The organism is Leclercia sp. AS011 (assembly GCF_037152535.1).
Classification (GTDB): domain Bacteria; phylum Pseudomonadota; class Gammaproteobacteria; order Enterobacterales; family Enterobacteriaceae; genus Enterobacter.
Genome location: NZ_JBBCMA010000001.1, coordinates 1798150 through 1816539 on the forward strand (window position 1 = coordinate 1798150; position 18390 = coordinate 1816539).

At 60.3% G+C, this 18390-nt stretch carries 17 protein-coding genes; 10 read left to right on the forward strand and 7 right to left on the reverse strand.

Translation table 11 applies throughout. The features are described 5' to 3' along the window. Positions 1–2: 2 nt before the first annotated feature. Together efeO and efeU are read right to left on the reverse strand one after the other, a co-directional pair. On the reverse strand, positions 3–1130 hold the full coding sequence (efeO, locus tag WFO70_RS08595; protein WP_337015637.1) for an iron uptake system protein EfeO: 1128 nt from the start codon (positions 1128–1130) through the stop codon (positions 3–5). Between the two features lie 168 nt (positions 1131–1298). After that, the gene (gene efeU / locus WFO70_RS08600; protein ID WP_337015638.1) at positions 1299–2132 is read right to left on the reverse strand and encodes an iron uptake transporter permease EfeU; all 834 of its coding nucleotides are present in this window, start codon (positions 2130–2132) and stop codon (positions 1299–1301) included. Positions 2133–2383: 251 nt separating this feature from the next. Between efeU and WFO70_RS08605 the strand changes: the two genes are divergently transcribed. Then, a complete protein-coding gene (locus tag WFO70_RS08605) occupies positions 2384–3568 on the forward strand; it encodes a NupC/NupG family nucleoside CNT transporter (RefSeq protein ID WP_337015639.1) in 1185 nt (394 codons plus the stop codon). 121 nt (positions 3569–3689) lie between these two features. On the opposite strand, the gene WFO70_RS08610 is transcribed toward WFO70_RS08605, so the two are convergent. Both WFO70_RS08610 and putP read right to left on the reverse strand, forming a co-directional pair. Then, positions 3690–4109 carry a DUF3574 domain-containing protein gene (locus tag WFO70_RS08610; protein WP_337015640.1) on the reverse strand — a complete coding sequence of 140 codons (420 nt, stop codon included), beginning with the start codon at positions 4107–4109 and terminating at the stop codon, positions 3690–3692. Positions 4110–4228: 119 nt separating this feature from the next. Further along, entirely contained in the window at positions 4229–5737 is a 1509-nt protein-coding gene (gene putP / locus WFO70_RS08615; RefSeq protein WP_337015642.1) for a sodium/proline symporter PutP, read from the reverse strand. Positions 5738–6157: 420 nt separating this feature from the next. Between putP and putA the strand changes: the two genes are divergently transcribed. Both putA and WFO70_RS08625 read left to right on the forward strand, forming a co-directional pair. Beyond that, positions 6158–10120 (forward strand): trifunctional transcriptional regulator/proline dehydrogenase/L-glutamate gamma-semialdehyde dehydrogenase, encoded by a 3963-nt coding sequence (putA, locus tag WFO70_RS08620; RefSeq protein WP_337015643.1) that lies wholly within the window; start codon positions 6158–6160, stop codon positions 10118–10120. 107 nt (positions 10121–10227) lie between these two features. Beyond that, positions 10228–10623 (forward strand): lysozyme inhibitor LprI family protein, encoded by a 396-nt coding sequence (locus WFO70_RS08625; protein ID WP_337015644.1) that lies wholly within the window; start codon positions 10228–10230, stop codon positions 10621–10623. Here WFO70_RS08625 and rutR read toward each other — a convergent pair. After that, positions 10620–11258, reverse strand: coding sequence for an HTH-type transcriptional regulator RutR (gene rutR / locus WFO70_RS08630; RefSeq protein WP_337015646.1), 639 nt, complete (start codon positions 11256–11258; stop codon positions 10620–10622). The two genes, WFO70_RS08625 and rutR, sit on opposite strands and share 4 nt — an antisense overlap. 290 nt (positions 11259–11548) lie before the next feature. Between rutR and rutA the strand changes: the two genes are divergently transcribed. Genes rutA through rutG form a run of 7 tightly spaced genes read left to right on the forward strand, consistent with a single transcriptional unit; the run spans position 11549 to position 16990 of the window. Beyond that, positions 11549–12640 (forward strand): pyrimidine utilization protein A, encoded by a 1092-nt coding sequence (gene rutA / locus WFO70_RS08635; RefSeq protein ID WP_337016649.1) that lies wholly within the window; start codon positions 11549–11551, stop codon positions 12638–12640. Continuing rightward, the gene (gene rutB / locus WFO70_RS08640; RefSeq protein ID WP_337015647.1) at positions 12640–13332 is read left to right on the forward strand and encodes a pyrimidine utilization protein B; all 693 of its coding nucleotides are present in this window, start codon (positions 12640–12642) and stop codon (positions 13330–13332) included. Before rutA ends, rutB begins: the two co-directional genes overlap by 1 nt. 11 nt (positions 13333–13343) lie before the next feature. Next, entirely contained in the window at positions 13344–13730 is a 387-nt protein-coding gene (gene rutC / locus WFO70_RS08645; RefSeq protein WP_337015648.1) for a pyrimidine utilization protein C, read from the forward strand. Between the two features lie 7 nt (positions 13731–13737). Further along, positions 13738–14550, forward strand: a complete 813-nt coding sequence (rutD, locus tag WFO70_RS08650) for a pyrimidine utilization protein D (protein ID WP_337015649.1) — start codon at positions 13738–13740, stop codon at positions 14548–14550. After that, positions 14547–15137, forward strand: coding sequence for a malonic semialdehyde reductase (locus WFO70_RS08655; RefSeq protein ID WP_337015650.1), 591 nt, complete (start codon positions 14547–14549; stop codon positions 15135–15137). The genes rutD and WFO70_RS08655 overlap by 4 nt, the downstream gene beginning before the upstream one ends. A gap of 9 nt (positions 15138–15146) precedes the next feature. After that, entirely contained in the window at positions 15147–15638 is a 492-nt protein-coding gene (gene rutF / locus WFO70_RS08660; protein WP_337015651.1) for an NADH-dependent FMN reductase RutF, read from the forward strand. A 20-nt stretch (positions 15639–15658) separates the two neighbouring features. Then, complete coding sequence (gene rutG, locus WFO70_RS08665) at positions 15659–16990, forward strand: pyrimidine utilization transport protein G (RefSeq protein ID WP_337015653.1); 1332 nt, start codon at positions 15659–15661, stop codon at positions 16988–16990. Here rutG and WFO70_RS08670 read toward each other — a convergent pair. Beyond that, entirely contained in the window at positions 16978–17901 is a 924-nt protein-coding gene (locus WFO70_RS08670) for a DMT family transporter (RefSeq protein ID WP_337015654.1), read from the reverse strand. The two genes, rutG and WFO70_RS08670, sit on opposite strands and share 13 nt — an antisense overlap. Before the next feature lie 140 nt (positions 17902–18041). Next, a complete protein-coding gene (locus WFO70_RS08675; RefSeq protein WP_032617468.1) occupies positions 18042–18218 on the reverse strand; it encodes a general stress protein in 177 nt (58 codons plus the stop codon). Positions 18219–18390 lie beyond the last annotated feature (172 nt).

Sequence of the window (18390 nt, forward strand, 5' to 3'; positions counted from 1 at the left end):
ACTTAGTCCAGACCCAGTACGCCACGCAGCTGCGCCAGATCTTCTGCCAGAGTGGTGATCGGCCCTTTCAGGGCGTTACGGTCGGCATCGGTCAGCTTGTCGTAAGTTTCAAACCCGTCCTGGGTGCGGTATTTCGCCAGAATGGTGTTCACTTTTTTGAAGTTGGCATCCACTTTCGCCAGCAGTTCGCTGTTATCTTTTTGCAGCTGAGGACGCAGCAGGTCCACGATCTTCTGCGCGCCTTCGACGTTGGCCTGGAAGTCCCACAGGTCGGTATGGCTGTAGCGGTCTTCTTCCCCGCTGATCTTGCTGGCCGCTACTTCTTCAATCAGCCCTGCCGCGCCACCCACCACTTTTGACGGCGGGAAGGCCAGCTCGCTGATGCGCTTTTGCAGCTCCAGAACGTCGCTGTTCAGCTGCGTCGCGTACTGCTCCATCCCCTTAGTGGAGTTGTCGCCAAACAGCGCTTTCTCCAGACGGTGGAAGCCGGTGAATTTTGGATCGGCGGCTTTCTGCTCGTAATCATCTTCGCGGGCATCGATGCTGCCATCGAGGTCAGAGAACAGCTCGGCGATCGGCTCGATGCGCTCGTAGTGCTGACGGGTCGGCGCATACAGGGATTTGGCTTTTTCGATATCGCCCGCTTTCACCGCATCGGTAAAGGCTTTGGTACCGGCAACCAGGTCAGCAGTCTCTTTCGTCACATAGGCTTTGTAAGCGGTAATGGCATCGCCCAGGCTCAGCAGCGCGTCACCTTTCGCGGCATCGGCGGTGGCGGCACCTTTAACGATCAGCTTGCCTTTCGGGTTGGTCAGCAGGCCGCAGGTCATGTCGTATTCACCCGGCTGCAGGTTAGCAGTCATCTTCTGGCTGAAGCCCGGGGCGATGTTCTCGCGCTCTTCCACCACCATCACCCCTTTGAGGATCTCCCACTCCAGTGCTTTCTGGCTGTGGTTCTGGATGATGAACTGGGTTTTACCGCTGTTGACCGTGATGGTCATCGGCTCACACTGTTTATCATTGACGGTAACTTTTACCTGCGGAACATCCGCGGCCTGTGCAGCAAATGCAGACGCAATCAGCGCTGCAACGCCAGCCTGTAACGCACTGCGACGAAAGTGGATTGCCATAATTGTTCCCTTTTGAAAGTATGTTGTAACTATACACGTCATCCTTCAAGCTGCCTCTGCGTTGGCTTCGTCTGTTCACCCCAGTCACTTACTTGAGTAAGCTCCCGGGGATTCTCAGTCTTGCCGCCTTGATGCAACTTGAATGATTTTGTGTATGCATTTAGCACTTCAGGGCGCGGTATGCGACGGCTGCGTGCCCGGACGCGATGGCATAAAGAACAGCGCCAGCGCCGGAATGAGATAGATAAAGTACACCGCCACTTCGCTGACGCTCGGCGCTTCCTGATAGCCGAAGATCCCTTCGAGCAGGGTGCCGGTCAGTGAATGGGTCGACAGAACGTTACTGAGATCGAACGCCATGTCCTGGAAATGGTTCCACAGGCCCGCCTCATGGAAGGCGCGGATCGCCCCGGCAGCCAGCCCGGCGGCCACCAGCAGAATGAACAGGCTGGTCCACTTGAAGAAGACCCCGAGGTTAAGACGGATCCCGCCCCAGTAGAGCAGGAAACCGAGTACCACCGCGGTGGCGAGACCCAGCATCGCACCCAGCGGCGGCCAGATGCCGACATCCTGCTGGAACGCGGCCAGCAGGAAGAAGACCGACTCCAGCCCTTCACGCGCCACGGCGAAAAAGACCATCATGATCAGCGCCCAGCCGTGGTGATTGCCCTTCGCCAGGGCGCTGTCCACCGCCTGCTCCAGCTGAACCTTGACGTTACGCGACACTTTACGCATCCAGAACACCATCCAGGTAAGGATCACCACCGCAATCAGCGCCACGATGCCTTCGAACAGCTCCTGCTCTTTTTGCGGGAATTCACCGGTGGTTTCGTTGATCGCGATGCCCAGACCGAGGCACAGGGCAGCAGCCAGGAAGACGCCAATCCACATCACGCCAATCCAGCGGCCGCGCTGGGTGCGTTTCAGATAGCTGGCAATGAGGCTGACAATCAGAGCCGCTTCAAGCCCTTCACGTAACATAATGAGAAATGGAACAAACATGCCGACACCTTAAATGTTTTTCGCGGTCAACTGATGCAAAGAAAGGTAAATTCTTGTGATAGTGATTATCATTACGGCAATAAGAAATACAAGCGAAATATGCTGTATTTTGATGACAGGATGTAAACCCATAAGGGAAAAATAATCACTCTGGTAACTAAAAGGTTTATAAGTTAAGACGTAAAAGTTCATTTACGGTTACAGCAGGCTGTGGCTAAATGTGCGCCTCATTAATCTGCTGAAAATCAACTATGTATCAATTCCTGCACTTCCTGCTGGCGCTGGTGGTTATCCTTGCCCTGGCCTGGCTGGTCAGCTTTGACCGCCGCAACGTCCGCATTCGCTACGTTATTCAATTGATCGTGATTGAAATTGCGCTGGCGTTCTTTTTCCTCCACGCCGAAAGCGGCTTGTTTGTTATTCAGTACGTCTCGGGCTTCTTTGAGTCATTGCTGAAATATGCCGCCGAAGGGACCAACTTTGTATTTGGCGGAATGGGTGAAAAGGGGCTGGCGTTTATTTTCCTCGGCGTGCTGTGCCCGATTATCTTTATTTCCGCGCTGATCGGTATTTTGCAGCACTGGCGTATTCTGCCGGTGATTATCCGCGTGATCGGCACCCTGCTGTCGAAGGTTAACGGCATGGGCAAGCTCGAATCCTTTAACGCCATCAGCTCCCTGACGCTCGGCCAGTCAGAAAACTTCATTGCTTACAAAGGGGTGCTGGGGGATCTGTCATCGCGTCGTCTGTTCACCATGGCGGCGACTGCCATGTCGACCGTGTCGCTGTCGATTGTTGGCGCTTATATGACCATGCTGGAGGCGAAATATGTAGTGGCGGCGCTGATCCTGAATATGTTCAGCACCTTTATCATCCTCACGGTGATTAACCCCACCCGCCCGGAAGCGGAGCCGGAAATTAAGCTGGAAAAAATGCATGAATCCCAGAGCTTCTTCGAGATGCTGGGCGAATATATTCTGGCAGGCTTCAAGGTGGCGATGATAATTCTGGCGATGCTGATTGGCTTTATTGCCCTGATCAGTGCGGTCAACGCCCTCTTCTCCAGCGTCTTCGGCCTGAGCTTCCAGCAAATTCTGGGCTACGTCTTCTATCCGCTGGCCTGGCTGGTGGGGATCCCGCTGAGCGATGCCCTGCACGCGGGCGGGATTATGGCGACCAAGCTGGTGGCCAACGAGTTTGTGGCGATGATCGAGCTGCAAAAAATCGCTGCGCAGATGACCCCGCGCGGGCTGGGCATCCTGTCGGTGTTCCTGGTCTCCTTCGCCAACTTTGCCTCCATCGGCATTGTGGCCGGGGCGATTAAAGGGCTGAACGAGCATCAGGGCAACGTGGTGTCGCGGTTTGGTCTGCGCCTGGTGTACGGCGCAACGCTGGTGAGCCTGCTGTCGGCGAGCTTTGCGGGATTAGTGTTGTAATTTTTGATTCTGCGGTCATGCCCGGCGGCGCTTGCGTTTGCACGGGCCTACGGATTGGGTGCCGTTTGTAGGCCGGGTAAGGCGCAGCCGCCACCCGGCACACAGGCCGCACCCCATTTAATCAAAACTGCACGCACACCGGCTGGTCAACGCGCATCACCGACTCCTGGGCGAAGCGCTGCTTATACACTCCGCGCAGCGCCTCAATATTGCTTTCGCTCTGTGCATCTTTTCCGTGGATCAACATCAGCGCCTTGCTCGATTCGCGCGCCACTTTCCCGTCATTCCCCAGCCACTGCCCACGCGCATCAAACACCGTTAAACCATCGCGAAAACGCGGGGTGACCTCCTGGTCAACAAACTGCTGCCACTCCTGGCCGGTGATCGCCTCCCCTGCCGGACGGTTCAGGCCGAAGTAGAGGGTGGTTTGCTGCATCTGATTATCGGCTTTGCAGGTGTTATCCGCGGTGCTGTGCGAGGGGGCGTTGCAGCCGGCCAGCAGTAAAATTGCGCCAGCCACAAGCCCGGTTTTGATTGTCATTGTTCGCTATCCTCATTATTTTTTTAGCACAGCGATATGAACGTAAATCACGGATTTTGGCAAGAAAAAAGCCGGGTAGCATTGACGCTTACCCGGCCTGGAGTGTGCAGCGAGAAGAATTACTCAGCCTGTAACTTCGACGGCGGTGCCGTGTGGTAATGCGCATCCGCTTCAGCAAAGCGTTTCTGCATCGCGGCAGACGGCGCTTTACCCAGCAGGCTGAAGACCACAATCCCGATGCTGCCGAAGATAAAGCCCGGAATGATTTCGTACAGGCCCAGCCACGCGAACTGTTTCCAGACGATCACCGTGACCGCACCGATAATCATCCCCGCCAGCGCGCCGTTGCGGGTCATGCGGGACCACAGCACCGAGAACAGCACCACCGGACCAAACGCGGCCCCGAAGCCTGCCCAGGCGTAGCTCACCAGACCCAGCACGCGGTTTTCCGGGTTTGCCGCCAGGGCGATGGAGACCAGCGCCACCACCAGCACCATAAAGCGGCCAACCCACACCAGCTCTTTCTGGCTGGCGTTTTTACGCAGGAAGGCTTTGTACAGATCTTCGGTGATAGCGCTGGAGCAGACCAGCAGCTGGCAGCTCAGGGTGGACATCACCGCTGCCAGAATTGCAGAGAGCAGAATACCGGCGATCCACGGGTTGAAGAGGATCTGCGCCAGCTCGATAAACACGCGCTCGGCGTTCTGGTTCACCGCACCCGCCAGGGACGGATTGTTGTTGAAGTAGGCAATACCGAAGAAGCCCACCGCACAGGCACCGCCCAGGCAGAGGATCATCCAGGTCATGCTGATCCGACGGGCATGAACGATGGTGTGGTGCGAGTCTGCCGCCATAAAGCGCGCCAGGATGTGCGGCTGGCCGAAGTAACCCAGCCCCCAGCCCATCAGGGAGAGAATGGCAACGAAGTTAAGTCCTTTCAGCATATCGACGTTTTCGATGCTCTTCTGCTGAATCACCGCCAGGGAATCACCCAGGCCGCCCACGGAGAGGATCACAATCACCGGGGTCAGGATCAGGGCGAAAATCATCAGGCTGGCCTGCACGGTATCGGTCCAGCTCACCGCCAGGAAGCCACCCACGAAGGTATAGAGGATGGTCGCCGCCGCACCCGCCCACAGGGCGGTTTCATAGCTCATGCCGAAGGTGCTTTCGAACAGACGCGCCCCGGCCACGATGCCGGAGGCACAGTAGATGGTGAAGAACAGCAGAATAACCAGCGCGGAGATAATACGCAGGATGCGGCTGTTGTCTTCGAAACGCCCGGTGAAGTAGTCCGGCAGGGTCAGGGCGTTGTTGTTAGCTTCGGTGTGCACGCGCAGACGCCCGGCCACCAGCTTCCAGTTTACCCATGCGCCAAGGGTCAGACCGATGGCAATCCAGCTTTCGGAAATCCCGGAGAGGAAGATCGCACCGGGCAGGCCCATCAGCAGCCAGCCGCTCATGTCCGACGCGCCCGCCGAGAGCGCGGTCACTACCGGCCCGAGGCTACGCCCGCCGAGGATGTAGTCGTCAAAGTTTTTGGTAGAACGCCATGCAAGGAACCCTATCAGGATCATGCCAAAAATATAGATAAGAAATGTCACCAGCATCGGTGTGCTAATTGCCATTTAAATACTCCGCAAAGATGTTCGACAGCCTTCCCGGCTGTCTTTATTCCACCCCCGGAACGAGGGGGTGATGATGTGTGTTTCTGTTGGCCGCGCGTATCCTGCCGTATGCGCTGCCATGACACAAACGATTTAACACTGCATTTACATCAATTTCATCCCCGGTTTCACAGCAGTTTCCTGGAGGTTGCACTCGCTCACGTTTTTCGCGGTTGCACCTTTAAAAAGTGTTAAGCGCCGCATGAAACCAGGGTTGAAAGCGGAAATCCACACTTATTTTGCGGTTAACTCTGCCGTAACAATCTATTCATTTTCCAGCTTGCAAACCGGGTCACATTTAACGAGGTTGCACAAAGTTGCAACATAGTGGATATTTCACGTTAACTACACTAGCGCTACTGAATCACAGGAGTTTTTGGCATGGGCATGACCACCATGGGGGTTAAGCTGGATGACGCGACCCGCGAACGGATTAAATCGGCAGCCACGCGGATCGACCGCACGCCGCACTGGTTAATTAAGCAGGCCATCTTTAACTATCTGGAAAAGCTGGAGAGCAACGACGACCTGCCAGAGCTGCCTGCCCTGCTGGCCGGTGCCGCCAATGAGAGCGACGAGCACGCCGAGGCCGCAGAAGAGGTCCACCAGCCGTTCCTCGAATTTGCCGAGCAGATCCTGCCCCAGTCGGTGAGCCGCGCGGCTATTACCGCCGCCTACCGCCGCGCCGAGACCGACGCCGTGCCGATGCTGCTGGAACAGGCCCGCCTGCCGGAGCCCATTGCCTCCCAGGCCCACAGCCTGGCGTATCAGTTGGCCGAGAAACTGCGCAGCCAGAAAACTGCCACCGGTCGTGCCGGGATGGTGCAGAGCCTGCTGCAGGAGTTCTCCCTCTCCTCGCAGGAGGGCGTGGCCCTGATGTGTCTGGCGGAAGCGCTGCTGCGTATCCCGGACAAAGCCACCCGCGACGCGCTGATCCGCGACAAGATCAGCAACGGCAACTGGCACTCCCACATTGGCCGCAGCCCGTCGCTGTTCGTTAACGCCGCCACCTGGGGTCTGCTGTTCACCGGCCGTCTGGTCTCGACCCATAACGAAGCCAGCCTCTCCCGCTCCCTGAACCGCATTATCGGCAAAAGCGGCGAGCCGCTGATCCGCAAAGGCGTGGACATGGCGATGCGCCTGATGGGCGAGCAGTTTGTTACCGGTGAAACCATCGCCGAAGCGCTGGCCAACGCCCGCAAGCTGGAAGATAAAGGCTTCCGCTACTCCTACGACATGCTGGGCGAAGCGGCGCTGACCGCCGCCGACGCGCAGGCCTATCTGGTCTCTTACCAGCAGGCGATCCACGCCATCGGGAAAGCGTCCAACGGTCGCGGCATTTATGAAGGCCCGGGCATCTCTATCAAACTGTCCGCCCTGCACCCGCGCTATAGCCGCGCCCAGTACGATCGGGTGATGGAAGAGCTCTACCCGCGCCTGAAGTCCCTGACCCTGCTGGCGCGCCAGTATGACATCGGGATCAACATTGACGCCGAAGAGGCTGATCGGCTGGAGATCTCCCTCGATCTGCTGGAAAAACTGTGCTTCGAGCCGGAACTGGCGGGCTGGAACGGGATTGGCTTTGTTATTCAGGCCTACCAGAAGCGCTGCCCGTTTGTGATTGATTACCTGATCGACCTCGCCACCCGCAGCCGTCGCCGCCTGATGATCCGTCTGGTGAAAGGCGCGTACTGGGACAGCGAGATCAAACGCGCCCAGATGGACGGTCTGGAGGGCTATCCGGTCTACACCCGCAAGGTCTACACCGACGTCTCCTACCTCGCCTGCGCCAAAAAGCTGCTCGGCGTGCCGAACCTGATCTATCCGCAGTTCGCCACCCACAACGCCCATACCCTGGCGGCTATCTACCAGCTCGCCGGTCAGAACTACTACCCGGGCCAGTACGAGTTCCAGTGCCTGCACGGCATGGGTGAACCGCTGTACGAGCAGGTCACCGGTAAAGTGGCGGACGGCAAACTGAACCGTCCGTGCCGTATTTATGCCCCGGTCGGCACCCATGAAACCCTGCTGGCCTACCTGGTGCGTCGTCTGCTGGAGAACGGGGCTAACACCTCCTTCGTAAACCGCATCGCCGACGCCACCCTGCCGCTGGACGAGCTGGTGGCGGATCCGGTGCAGGCCGTCGAGAAAATGGCTGCCCAGGAAGGCCAGGTGGGCCTGCCGCATCCGAAGATTGCCCTGCCGCGCGAGCTGTACGGCAGCGGGCGCGTCAACTCCTCCGGTCTGGACCTGGCGAACGAACACCGCCTGGCGTCGCTCTCCTCGTCGCTGCTTAACAGCGCCCTGCAAAAATGGCAGGCGAAACCCATCCTCGAGCAGCCGGTCAGCAACGGCGAAATGCAGCCGGTGATCAACCCGGCCGAGCCGAAAGATATCGTCGGCTTTGCCCGGGAAGCGACCGAACAGGAAGTGGATCTGGCCCTCGACAGCGCGGTAAACAACGCGCCGATCTGGTTCGCCACTCCGCCGCAGGAGCGTGCCGCCATTCTGGAGCGCGCGGCGGTGCTGATGGAAGATCAGATGCAGCAGCTGATTGGCATTCTGGTGCGCGAGGCGGGTAAAACCTTCAGCAACGCCATCGCCGAAGTGCGCGAGGCCGTTGACTTCCTGCACTACTATGCCGGTCAGGTCCGCGACGACTTTGACAACGAAACCCACCGCCCGCTGGGGCCGGTAGTCTGTATCAGCCCGTGGAACTTCCCGCTGGCGATCTTCACCGGGCAGATTGCTGCCGCCCTGGCCGCAGGCAACAGCGTGCTGGCGAAACCGGCCGAACAAACCCCGCTGATTGCCGCCCAGGGGATTAACATCCTGCTGGAAGCCGGCGTCCCGGCGGGCGTGGTGCAGCTGCTGCCGGGCCGCGGCGAGACCGTCGGTGCCAAACTGACCGCCGACAACCGCGTGCGCGGGGTGATGTTCACCGGCTCCACCGAAGTGGCCTCCCTGCTGCAACGCAATATCGCTACCCGTCTCGATGCCCAGGGCCGACCGACCCCGCTGATCGCCGAAACCGGCGGGATGAACGCGATGATCGTCGACTCCTCCGCCCTCACCGAGCAGGTGGTGGTGGACGTGGTGGCCTCGGCCTTCGACAGCGCCGGACAGCGCTGCTCCGCCCTGCGCGTGCTCTGCCTGCAGGATGACATCGCGGACCACACCCTGAAGATGCTGCGTGGTGCGATGGGCGAATGCCGGATGGGCAACCCGGGCCGTCTGACTACTGACATCGGGCCGGTGATCGATGCTGAAGCGAAAGCCAAAATCGAGAACCACATCCAGGCGATGCGCGCCAAGGGCCGTCCGGTGTTCCAGGCGGTGCGTGAGAACAGCGAAGACGCCCGGGAGTGGACCAGCGGCACCTTTGTGGCCCCTACCCTGATCGAACTGGCGAGCTTCGACGAGCTGAAAAAAGAGGTCTTTGGCCCGGTACTGCACGTGGTGCGCTACAACCGTAACAACCTCGATGCGCTTATCGACCAGATCAACGCCTCCGGCTACGGCCTGACGCTGGGCGTGCATACCCGTATCGACGAAACCATCGCCCAGGTGACCGGCAGCGCGAAGGTCGGCAACCTGTACGTGAACCGCAATATGGTTGGCGCGGTCGTCGGCGTGCAGCCGTTCGGCGGCGAAGGGCTGTCGGGCACCGGCCCGAAAGCCGGTGGTCCAATGTACCTGTACCGCCTGCTGGCGAACCGTCCGGCCAACGCCCTCGGCGTGACCCTGGGTCGTCAGGATGCACAGTATCCGGTGGATACGCAGGTGAAAGCCGTGCTGACCCAGCCGCTGGAAGCTCTGGCGGCCTGGGCGGAAAAACGTCCTGAACTGCGTGCCCTGTGCCAGCAGTATGGCGAGCTGGCGCAGGCCGGTACCCAGCGCGTGCTGCCTGGCCCGACCGGCGAGCGCAACACATGGACGTTAATGCCGCGTGAGCGCGTGCTGTGCGTGGCGGATAACGAGCAGGATGCGCTGGTTCAGCTGGCAGCGGCGATGGCCACCGGGTGTGAAGTGCTGTGGCCGGAAGATGGCCTGCACCGCGACCTGGCGAAGCAGCTGCCGAAAGCGGTGACCGAACGTATTCGCTTTGCCAAGGCGGATGTGCTGATCGGCCAGCCGTTTGACGCGGTGATTTACCACGGTGATTCCGACCAGCTGCGCGAGCTGTGCGAGCAGGTGGCGGCCCGTAGCGGCGCGATTGTCTCGGTGCAGGGCTTCGCCCGCGGCGAGGACAACCTCCAGCTCGAACGTCTGTACGTGGAGCGCTCCCTCAGCGTCAACACCGCCGCCGCAGGCGGGAACGCCAGCCTGATGACCATCGGCTAAGCGTGCAATCTCTCCCCGGTGGCGCTACGCTTACCGGGGCTACGGTTTTGATGTTGTAGGCCGGGTAAGGCGAAGCCGCCACCCGGCTTTTTTATTCGGAGGGAAACATGAAACGAGCGTTTATTGCCGGTGCCGCGTTACTGCTGAGCGCCAGCGCCCTGGCGGATGAGTGCGCTAACGCCAGCACACAGACTGAAATGAATACCTGCGCCGCACAACAATACCAGGCGGCGGATAAAACCCTGAACCAGACGTATCAGACGGCGCTGAAGCGCGCCGCCGCCCCCCAGCGCGATCTGCTGAAAAAGGCGCAACAGGCGTGGATCGCCCTGCGCGATGCCGACTGCGCCTTAATCGGCTCGGGCACCGAGGGCGGCTCCGTTCAGCCGATGATCGTCAACCAGTGTCTGGCGGAAAAAACCAATGAACGGGAAGCCTGGCTGGCCTCGATGATGCAGTGCGAAGAGGGCGATTTAAGCTGCCCTCTCCCGCCGGGGCATTAACGCACCCGGATCCCTTCGATAATCATCCGCTGCACGTTATCCACGGTGCTGTGGAAGAAGTCGTCATCCTTGAGCGACTTGCCGGTCACCGCCTCCACCTGGGCGGAAAAGTCGGCGTAGTGCTGGGTGGCGGCCCAAATCATAAAGATCAGATGGTGGGGATCCACCGGGGCCAGTTTCCCGGTGTCCACCCACCCGGCAATGATTGCCGACTTCTCGTCCACCAGCGATTTCATGTCCCCGCTCAGCACCGTTTTCAGCAGCGGGGCCCCCTGCAGCATCTCCAGGCAGAACAGCCGCGAGGCCTGAGGATAGTCCCGGGAGACCTCCAGCTTGAGGCGAATATACTGCTGGATCGCCACCAGCGGCGTCAGCTCCTCACGAAACGCCTTCAGCGGTGCCAGCCAGATATCAAGGATCTGTTGCAGGACGGAAACGTACAGCGCCTCTTTCGAGGGGAAGTAATAGAGCAGATTGGTTTTTGACACCCCCGCCAGCTCAGCCACCTGCTCCAGCCGCGTGCCGTGAATGCCAAACTGCGAGAAAGTCTCCAGCGCCGCCGCGAGGATCGCCTGTTTTTTCGCGCTTACCGCCTGCGAACGTTTACCGGTTGTTTTCACTGCGCCTTGCGCCATGGGGTCACTCCTTGTTGATCTGCACCCAGCATAGCAAAAACCCCTGGCTGACTACGACAATCTGCACCGCCACTGCGCACGACTGCCTGCTTTGTGTGCAACAATTTTGACCAGACAGTCCACTTTTACCCTCTGCATTTCATCAACCAATCGTTAACACACTAATAACATTAACAATTTAAAACCTGGCATTCCCTTTGCAAAACAGGCTTACGCGGCTGAACAGGAGATGCAGGATGCAGCGCCACGTCTGACTTTCACCCCCATGTCGAGATGAAGAGAGGTTGATGATGAAAATTGGCGTATTCGTTCCTATTGGCAATAACGGCTGGTTGATCTCCACCCACGCGCCGCAGTACATGCCGACCTTCGAGCTGAACAAGGCGATTGTGCAAAAAGCGGAGCACTACCACTTCGATTTTGCCCTGTCGATGATCAAGCTGCGCGGCTTCGGCGGTAAAACCGAATTCTGGGATCACAACCTGGAGTCCTTCACCCTGATGGCCGGGCTGGCGGCGGTCACCTCCCGGATCCAGATCTACGCCACCGCCGCCACCCTCACCCTGCCCCCGGCGATTGTGGCGCGGATGGCCTCGACCATCGATACCATCTCCGGCGGGCGCTTTGGCGTGAACCTCGTCACCGGCTGGCAGAAGCCGGAGTACGAGCAGATGGGCCTCTGGCCGGGGGATGAGTACTTCTCGAAGCGCTACGACTATCTCACCGAATATGTGCAGGTCCTGCGGGATCTGTGGGGCACCGGCAAGAGCGACTTCAAAGGCGAGTTTTTCACCATGAACGACTGCCGGGTCAGCCCGCAGCCGTCGGTGCCAATGAAGGTGATCTGCGCCGGGCAGAGCGACGCCGGGATGGAGTTCTCGGCGAAATACGCCGATTTCAACTTCTGCTTCGGCAAAGGGGTCAACACTCCGGCAGCCTTTGCACCCACGGCGGCGCGCATGAAAGAGGCGGCGGAGAAAACCGGGCGCGATGTGGGCTCCTACGTGCTGTTTATGGTGATTGCCGATGAAACCGACGAGGCGGCGCGGGCGAAGTGGGAGCACTACAAAGCCGGGGCCGACGCCGAGGCTCTGAGCTGGCTCAGCGAGCAGAGCCAGAAGGACACCCGCTCCGGATCTGACACCAACGTGCGGCAGATGGCCGACCCGACCTCGGCGGTCAACATCAATATGGGCACTCTGGTGGGCTCGTATGCCAGCGTGGCGCGGATGCTCGATGAGGTTGCCAGCGTGCCGGGTGCCGAGGGGGTCCTCCTGACCTTTGATGACTTTATTGCCGGGATTGAAAACTTCGGCGAGCGCATCCAGCCGCTGATGACGTGCCGCGCTCATCTTCCTGCGTTAACGAAGGAGGTGGCGTAATGACGACATTACCCGCACGCCCGGAAGCCATCACCTTTGATCCGCAGCACAGCGCGCTGATCGTGGTGGATATGCAGAACGCCTACGCCAGCCGGGGGGGCTATCTCGACCTCGCCGGGTTCGACGTCTCCGCCACCCGGCCAGTAATCGACAATATCCGCACCGCGGTGGCCGCCGCGCGCACCGCCGGGATCCAGATAATCTGGTTCCAGAACGGCTGGGATGAACAGTACGTGGAGGCGGGCGGCCCCGGCTCGCCCAACTTTCACAAATCCAATGCGCTGAAAACCATGCGCCAGCGCCCGGAGCTGCAGGGCAAGCTACTGGCGAAAGGCGGCTGGGATTACCAACTGGTGAACGAGCTGGTGCCGGAGCCGGGCGATATCGTGCTGCCGAAACCGCGCTACAGCGGCTTCTTTAATACCCCGCTGGACAGCATTTTGCGCAGCCGCGGGATCCGCCACCTGATCTTTACCGGCATCGCCACCAACGTCTGCGTGGAATCGACCCTGCGCGACGGCTTTTTCCTCGAATACTTCGGCGTGGTGCTGGAAGACGCCACCCATCAGGCCGGGCCGGCGTTTGCCCAGCAGGCCGCGCTGTTCAATATCGAAACCTTTTTTGGCTGGGTCAGTGATGTCGCCACCTTCTGCGACGCCCTCTCTCCCGCCGCCTGTGCCCGTATCGCCTGAGGAGTTTAACAATGCCGAAATCTGTGATTATTCCACCGGGCACCAGCACCCCGATTGCCCCCTTCGTTCCCGGCACCCTCGCGGACGGGGTGGTCTACGTCTCGGGCACCCTGCCGTTTGACGCCCAGAATAACGTGGTGTTTCCCGATGACCCAAAGGCGCAAACCCGCCACGTGCTACAGACTATCCAGCGCGTTATCGAAACGGCGGGCGGGACGATGGCGGACGTGACCTTCAACAGCATCTTTATTACCGACTGGAAAAACTACGCCGCGATTAACGAGATCTACGCCGAATTTTTCCCTGGCGATAAACCGGCCCGCTTCTGCATTCAGTGCGGGCTGGTGAAACCCGAGGCGCTGGTGGAGATTGCCACCATCGCCCACATTGGCCGGTGAGGTAGCGATGAAACTGTCCATTTCACCCCCGCCCTTTGACGACGCCCCGGTGGTGGTGCTGATCGCCGGGCTGGGGGGCAGCGGCAGCTACTGGCTGCCCCAGCTGGCCGACCTGGAGCAGGAGTATCAGGTGGTCTGTTACGACCAGCGCGGCACCGGCAATAATTCCGGCGAGCTGCCGGAGGACTACAGCCTGGCGCAGATGGCCGAGGAGCTGTGGCAGGCGCTGGAGACCGCGGGCATTACGCGCTTTAGCGTGGTCGGCCATGCTCTGGGGGCGTTGATTGGCCTCCAGCTGGCGGTGGATCGTCCCGGGGCGCTCAGCTCGCTGGTGTGCGTCAACGGCTGGCTGACGCTCCATCCCCACACCCGGCGCTGCTTCCAGGTTCGCGAGCGGCTGCTGCATGCCGGTGGGGCGCAGGCCTGGGTGGAGGCCCAGCCGCTGTTTCTCTATCCCGCCGACTGGATGGCTGCCCGTCAGCCGCGCATGGAGGCGGAAGAGGCGCTGGCGCTGGCCCATTTCCAGGGTAAAACCACCCTGCTGCGCAGGCTGAATGCCCTGAAGCGGGCCGACTTCAGCCGCCTCGCACGCCATATCCGCTGCCCGGTGCAGATTATCTGTTCCGCCGACGATCTGCTGGTGCCTGCCGTCTGCTCATCCCAGCTGCATGCCGCCCTGCCCGACAGCGTCATCACGCGGATGCCCTGGGGCGGCCACGCCTGCAACGTCACCGAGCCGGAGGTTTTCAACGCCCTGCTGCAAAACGGGCTCGCCAGCCTGCTGCACCGCCACCAACGTTTATCGAAGGAGTTGCCATGAGTGAAGCCATCACCCCGACCGCGCAGCATGCGCTGTTTACCGAAGCGCGCACCCATAACGGCTGGCTGGATCGCCCGGTCAGCGACGAGACGCTGCGCGAAATCTACGATCTCATGAAGTGGGGCCCGACCTCCGCCAACTGCTCCCCGGCGCGGATGGTGTTTATCCGCACCGCGGAAGGCAAAGAGAAGCTGCGCCCGGCCCTTTCCAGCGGCAACCTGCAAAAGACCCTCACCGCCCCGGTGACGGCCATCGTGGCCTGGGACAGCCAGTTTTACGATCGTCTGCCGGAGCTGTTCCCCCACGGCGATGCCCGGAGCTGGTTCACCGCCAGCCCGCAGCTCGCCGAGGAGACCGCCTTTCGCAACAGCACCCTGCAGGCGGCCTATCTGATCGTCGCCTGCCGGGCGCTGGGGCTCGATACCGGGCCGCTGTCCGGCTTCGACCGGGAGAAGGTCGATGCCGCCTTCTTCACCGGCAGCAACCTGAGAAGCAACCTGCTGATCAACATCGGCTACGGCGATAACAGCAAGCTTTACGGGCGTCTGCCCCGTCTGAGCTTTGACGACGCCTGCGGGCTGGTATAAGGAGCGACCATGAATATCGATAAACAAGCCTTTCGGGATGCCATGGCCTGTCTGGGGGCGGCGGTAAACATCATCACCACCGACGGCCCGGCGGGACAGGCAGGCTTTACCGCCAGCGCGGTGTGCAGCGTGACCGACTCGCCGCCGACGCTGCTGGTGTGCCTCAATCGCGGCGCCTCGGTGTGGCCGGTGTTTCACGACAACCGCACGCTGTGCGTTAACACCCTCAGCGCCGGGCAGGAGTCGCTGTCGAACCTGTTCGGGGGGAAGACCCCGATGGCCGATCGCTTCGCCGCAGCCCGCTGGCAGACCGGGGAGACCGGCTGTCCGCGTCTGGCGGACGCGCTGGCCTCCTTCGACTGCCGGATTAGCCAGGTGGTCAGCGTTGGCACCCACGACATTCTGTTTTGCGAGATCGTTGCAATCACCCGCCACCCGGTGCCCCAGGGCCTGGTGTGGTTTGACCGCGGCTACCACGCCCTGATGCGACCCGCCTGTTAATCCTCCTTAAGGAGCAGCTGATGGCACTATTCGGTTTTCCTCACTGGCAGTTGAAATCGACCTCCTCAGAACGCGGCGTGGTCGCGCCGGATGAACGCCTCCCGCTGGCGCAAACCGCGGTGATGGGGGTGCAGCACGCGGTGGCGATGTTTGGTGCCACGGTGCTGATGCCCATTCTGATGGGGCTGGATCCTAACCTGTCGATCCTGATGTCGGGGATCGGCACCCTGCTGTTCTTCTTTATTACCGGCGGACGGGTGCCAAGCTATCTGGGCTCCAGCGCGGCCTTTGTCGGGGTGGTGATTGCCGCCACCGGCTTTAACGGCCAGGGGATCAACCCGCAGCTGAGCGTCGCCCTGGGCGGGATTATCGCCTGCGGGGCGATCTACACCGCAATTGGTCTGGTGGTAATGAAGCTCGGTACCCGCTGGATCGAACGCCTGATGCCGCCGGTAGTCACCGGGGCGGTGGTGATGGCGATTGGCCTGAACCTGGCCCCTATCGCCGTCAAAGGGGTCTCCGGCTCGGCCTTTGACAGCTGGATGGCGGTGGTGACGGTGCTGTGCATCGGCCTGGTGGCGGTGTTTACCCGGGGGATGATCCAGCGGCTGCTGATCCTGGTGGGGCTGATCCTCGCCTGCCTGATCTACGCCGTGCTGACCAGCGTCTTCGGGCTCGGCAAACCGGTCGATTTCACCCTCGTACAGCAGGCGGCGTGGTTCGGCCTGCCGCAGCTGACCTCGCCCACCTTTAACGGTCAGGCGATGATGCTGATCACCCCGGTGGCGGTGATCCTGGTGGCGGAGAACCTCGGCCATCTGAAGGCGGTGGCCGGGATGACCGGGCGCAATATGGACCCGTATATGGGCCGGGCCTTCGTCGGTGACGGGCTGGCGACCATGCTGTCAGGTTCGGTTGGCGGCAGCGGCGTGACCACCTATGCCGAGAATATCGGCGTGATGGCGGTGACCAAAGTCTACTCGACGCTGGTGTTCGTGGCGGCGGCAATCATCGCCATGCTGCTCGGTTTTTCACCTAAATTTGGCGCACTGATCCATACCATCCCGGCGGCGGTGATTGGCGGAGCATCGATTGTGGTGTTTGGCCTGATTGCGGTGGCCGGGGCGCGGATCTGGGTGCAGAACCGGGTCGATCTCAGTCAGAACGGCAACCTGATCATGGTCGCCGTGACCCTGGTGCTGGGGGCGGGTGATTTTGCCCTTTCGCTGGGCGGCTTTACCCTGGGCGGGATCGGCACCGCCACCTTTGGCGCAATTGCGCTCAACGCCCTGCTCAGCCGCCGGATGGCCGGGGTGACCCAGAGCGGCGAAGTGATGACTCAGGAGCCTTGATCCAGGGTGGCGCTGGCGGTCTCTGCCAGCGCCTTTTTCTTTCTCTTCAGCTTCAGTTCGCTTACCAGCACGCCAGCGATGATAAAGGCCGCTCCCACCAGAGCCAGCAGCGGCAGGCGCTCCCCGGCCAGACGGCCAAAGATCCCCGCCCAAACCGGCTCTCCGGTATAGATCACCGTGGCCCGGGTTGGTGAGACGCTGCGCTGGGCCCAGTTCATCGTCACCTGAATAATGGCGCTGAAAATCCCCAGCCCAAGGGCGACAATCACTAACCCCGAGGAGAGCGGCGGCACGGACTCCCCCGCAGGGATCATTGCCAGAAACGCCACCAGCGAGGCGGTCGCCAACTGCACGACGGTGACGCGCTTAACGTCCACCTTGCCGGCCCAGGCGCTGATCAAAATTATCTCCGCGGCAATCGCCACCGCCCCCACCAGGGTGATGATCTCCCCCTTCCCGAGCGCCAGCAGGTTATCGTCCGGCCCCGCCAGCAGGATCAGGCCAATAAAGGCCAGCACAATGCCGATGCAGGACATCACCCCCGGAATACGGCGCAGGCACAGCCACTGCAGCAGGGGCACCAGCGGCACATACATGGCGGTGATAAACGCCGACTTGCTGCTGGGGATGCTCTGTAATCCCCAGGTTTGCAGGCTGTAGCCCATCGCAATAGAGACGCCAATCGCCAGCCCGGCTTTCAGCTCGGTCATGGTCAGGCCGGGCAGGGTTTTCAGGGATATGATCGCCACCGCGATGGCCGCGGTAGCGAAACGCAGGCCCACGAAAAAGAAGGGATCGCTGAGCGTGACGGCATACTGTACGGCAAGAAAGGTCCCGCCCCAGAACATAGTGATAAGGATCAGGATCGCTTCCTGCGGTTTGATCGAAAAGGCATAACGGGAGGAGGACATGGGGCACCAGCGCAAAGAGACAATCCGCTAGTGTGGAAGGAATTTGATAACACTTCAATAACAGGCATAAAAAAACCGCCGGGGATCCCGGCGGCGGGGGGTGCCAGTGGTCATGAGACCCATACTTCAATGGCTACAACTTAACTGCTCTTGTTGCCGCCATGGCTATTTTTGCCCCCTTTTTTGCCAGCTTCGGATGCGCGTTGAGGGTCGTTTTTGAAGTTCCCCCCGCTTTGCTGGCCACCTTTACGTCCTGCTTCTGATGCTCTTTCACGGTCTTCTGCAAAATTACCTGACCCACCACGATGGTTTGCCATGTCGGACCTCCAGAGTTATAAAACATAAGACTTAATACTGAATCTGGCGAAAGCGAATTCTTTCGCCTGGCGGCGCTAAAAAAGTGCCTTTATCTGCGCCACGTGAACCTAAGCTTAGTGGAGTATGAGCATACATCCAGCTAACGGTAATATCCTGCAATACGAAATCAGC

Excerpts from the sequence above, each read along its gene's own strand:
- rutA (WP_337016649.1), top strand. The coding sequence starts at position 11,549 with ATGAAAATTGGCGTATTCGTTCCTATTGGCAATAACGGCTGGTTGATC.
- rutD (WP_337015649.1), top strand. The coding sequence starts at position 13,738 with ATGAAACTGTCCATTTCACCCCCGCCCTTTGACGACGCCCCGGTGGTG.
- WFO70_RS08610 (WP_337015640.1), bottom strand. The coding sequence starts at position 4,109 with ATGACAATCAAAACCGGGCTTGTGGCTGGCGCAATTTTACTGCTGGCC.
- putP (WP_337015642.1), bottom strand. The coding sequence starts at position 5,737 with ATGGCAATTAGCACACCGATGCTGGTGACATTTCTTATCTATATTTTT.
- efeO (WP_337015637.1), bottom strand. The coding sequence starts at position 1,130 with ATGGCAATCCACTTTCGTCGCAGTGCGTTACAGGCTGGCGTTGCAGCG.
- rutF (WP_337015651.1), top strand. The coding sequence starts at position 15,147 with ATGAATATCGATAAACAAGCCTTTCGGGATGCCATGGCCTGTCTGGGG.
- rutC (WP_337015648.1), top strand. The coding sequence starts at position 13,344 with ATGCCGAAATCTGTGATTATTCCACCGGGCACCAGCACCCCGATTGCC.
- WFO70_RS08675 (WP_032617468.1), bottom strand. The coding sequence starts at position 18,218 with ATGGCAAACCATCGTGGTGGGTCAGGTAATTTTGCAGAAGACCGTGAA.
- putA (WP_337015643.1), top strand. The coding sequence starts at position 6,158 with ATGGGCATGACCACCATGGGGGTTAAGCTGGATGACGCGACCCGCGAA.
- efeU (WP_337015638.1), bottom strand. The coding sequence starts at position 2,132 with ATGTTTGTTCCATTTCTCATTATGTTACGTGAAGGGCTTGAAGCGGCT.
- WFO70_RS08655 (WP_337015650.1), top strand. The coding sequence starts at position 14,547 with ATGAGTGAAGCCATCACCCCGACCGCGCAGCATGCGCTGTTTACCGAA.
- WFO70_RS08670 (WP_337015654.1), bottom strand. The coding sequence starts at position 17,901 with ATGTCCTCCTCCCGTTATGCCTTTTCGATCAAACCGCAGGAAGCGATC.
- rutG (WP_337015653.1), top strand. The coding sequence starts at position 15,659 with ATGGCACTATTCGGTTTTCCTCACTGGCAGTTGAAATCGACCTCCTCA.
- WFO70_RS08605 (WP_337015639.1), top strand. The coding sequence starts at position 2,384 with ATGTATCAATTCCTGCACTTCCTGCTGGCGCTGGTGGTTATCCTTGCC.
- WFO70_RS08625 (WP_337015644.1), top strand. The coding sequence starts at position 10,228 with ATGAAACGAGCGTTTATTGCCGGTGCCGCGTTACTGCTGAGCGCCAGC.
- rutR (WP_337015646.1), bottom strand. The coding sequence starts at position 11,258 with ATGGCGCAAGGCGCAGTGAAAACAACCGGTAAACGTTCGCAGGCGGTA.
- rutB (WP_337015647.1), top strand. The coding sequence starts at position 12,640 with ATGACGACATTACCCGCACGCCCGGAAGCCATCACCTTTGATCCGCAG.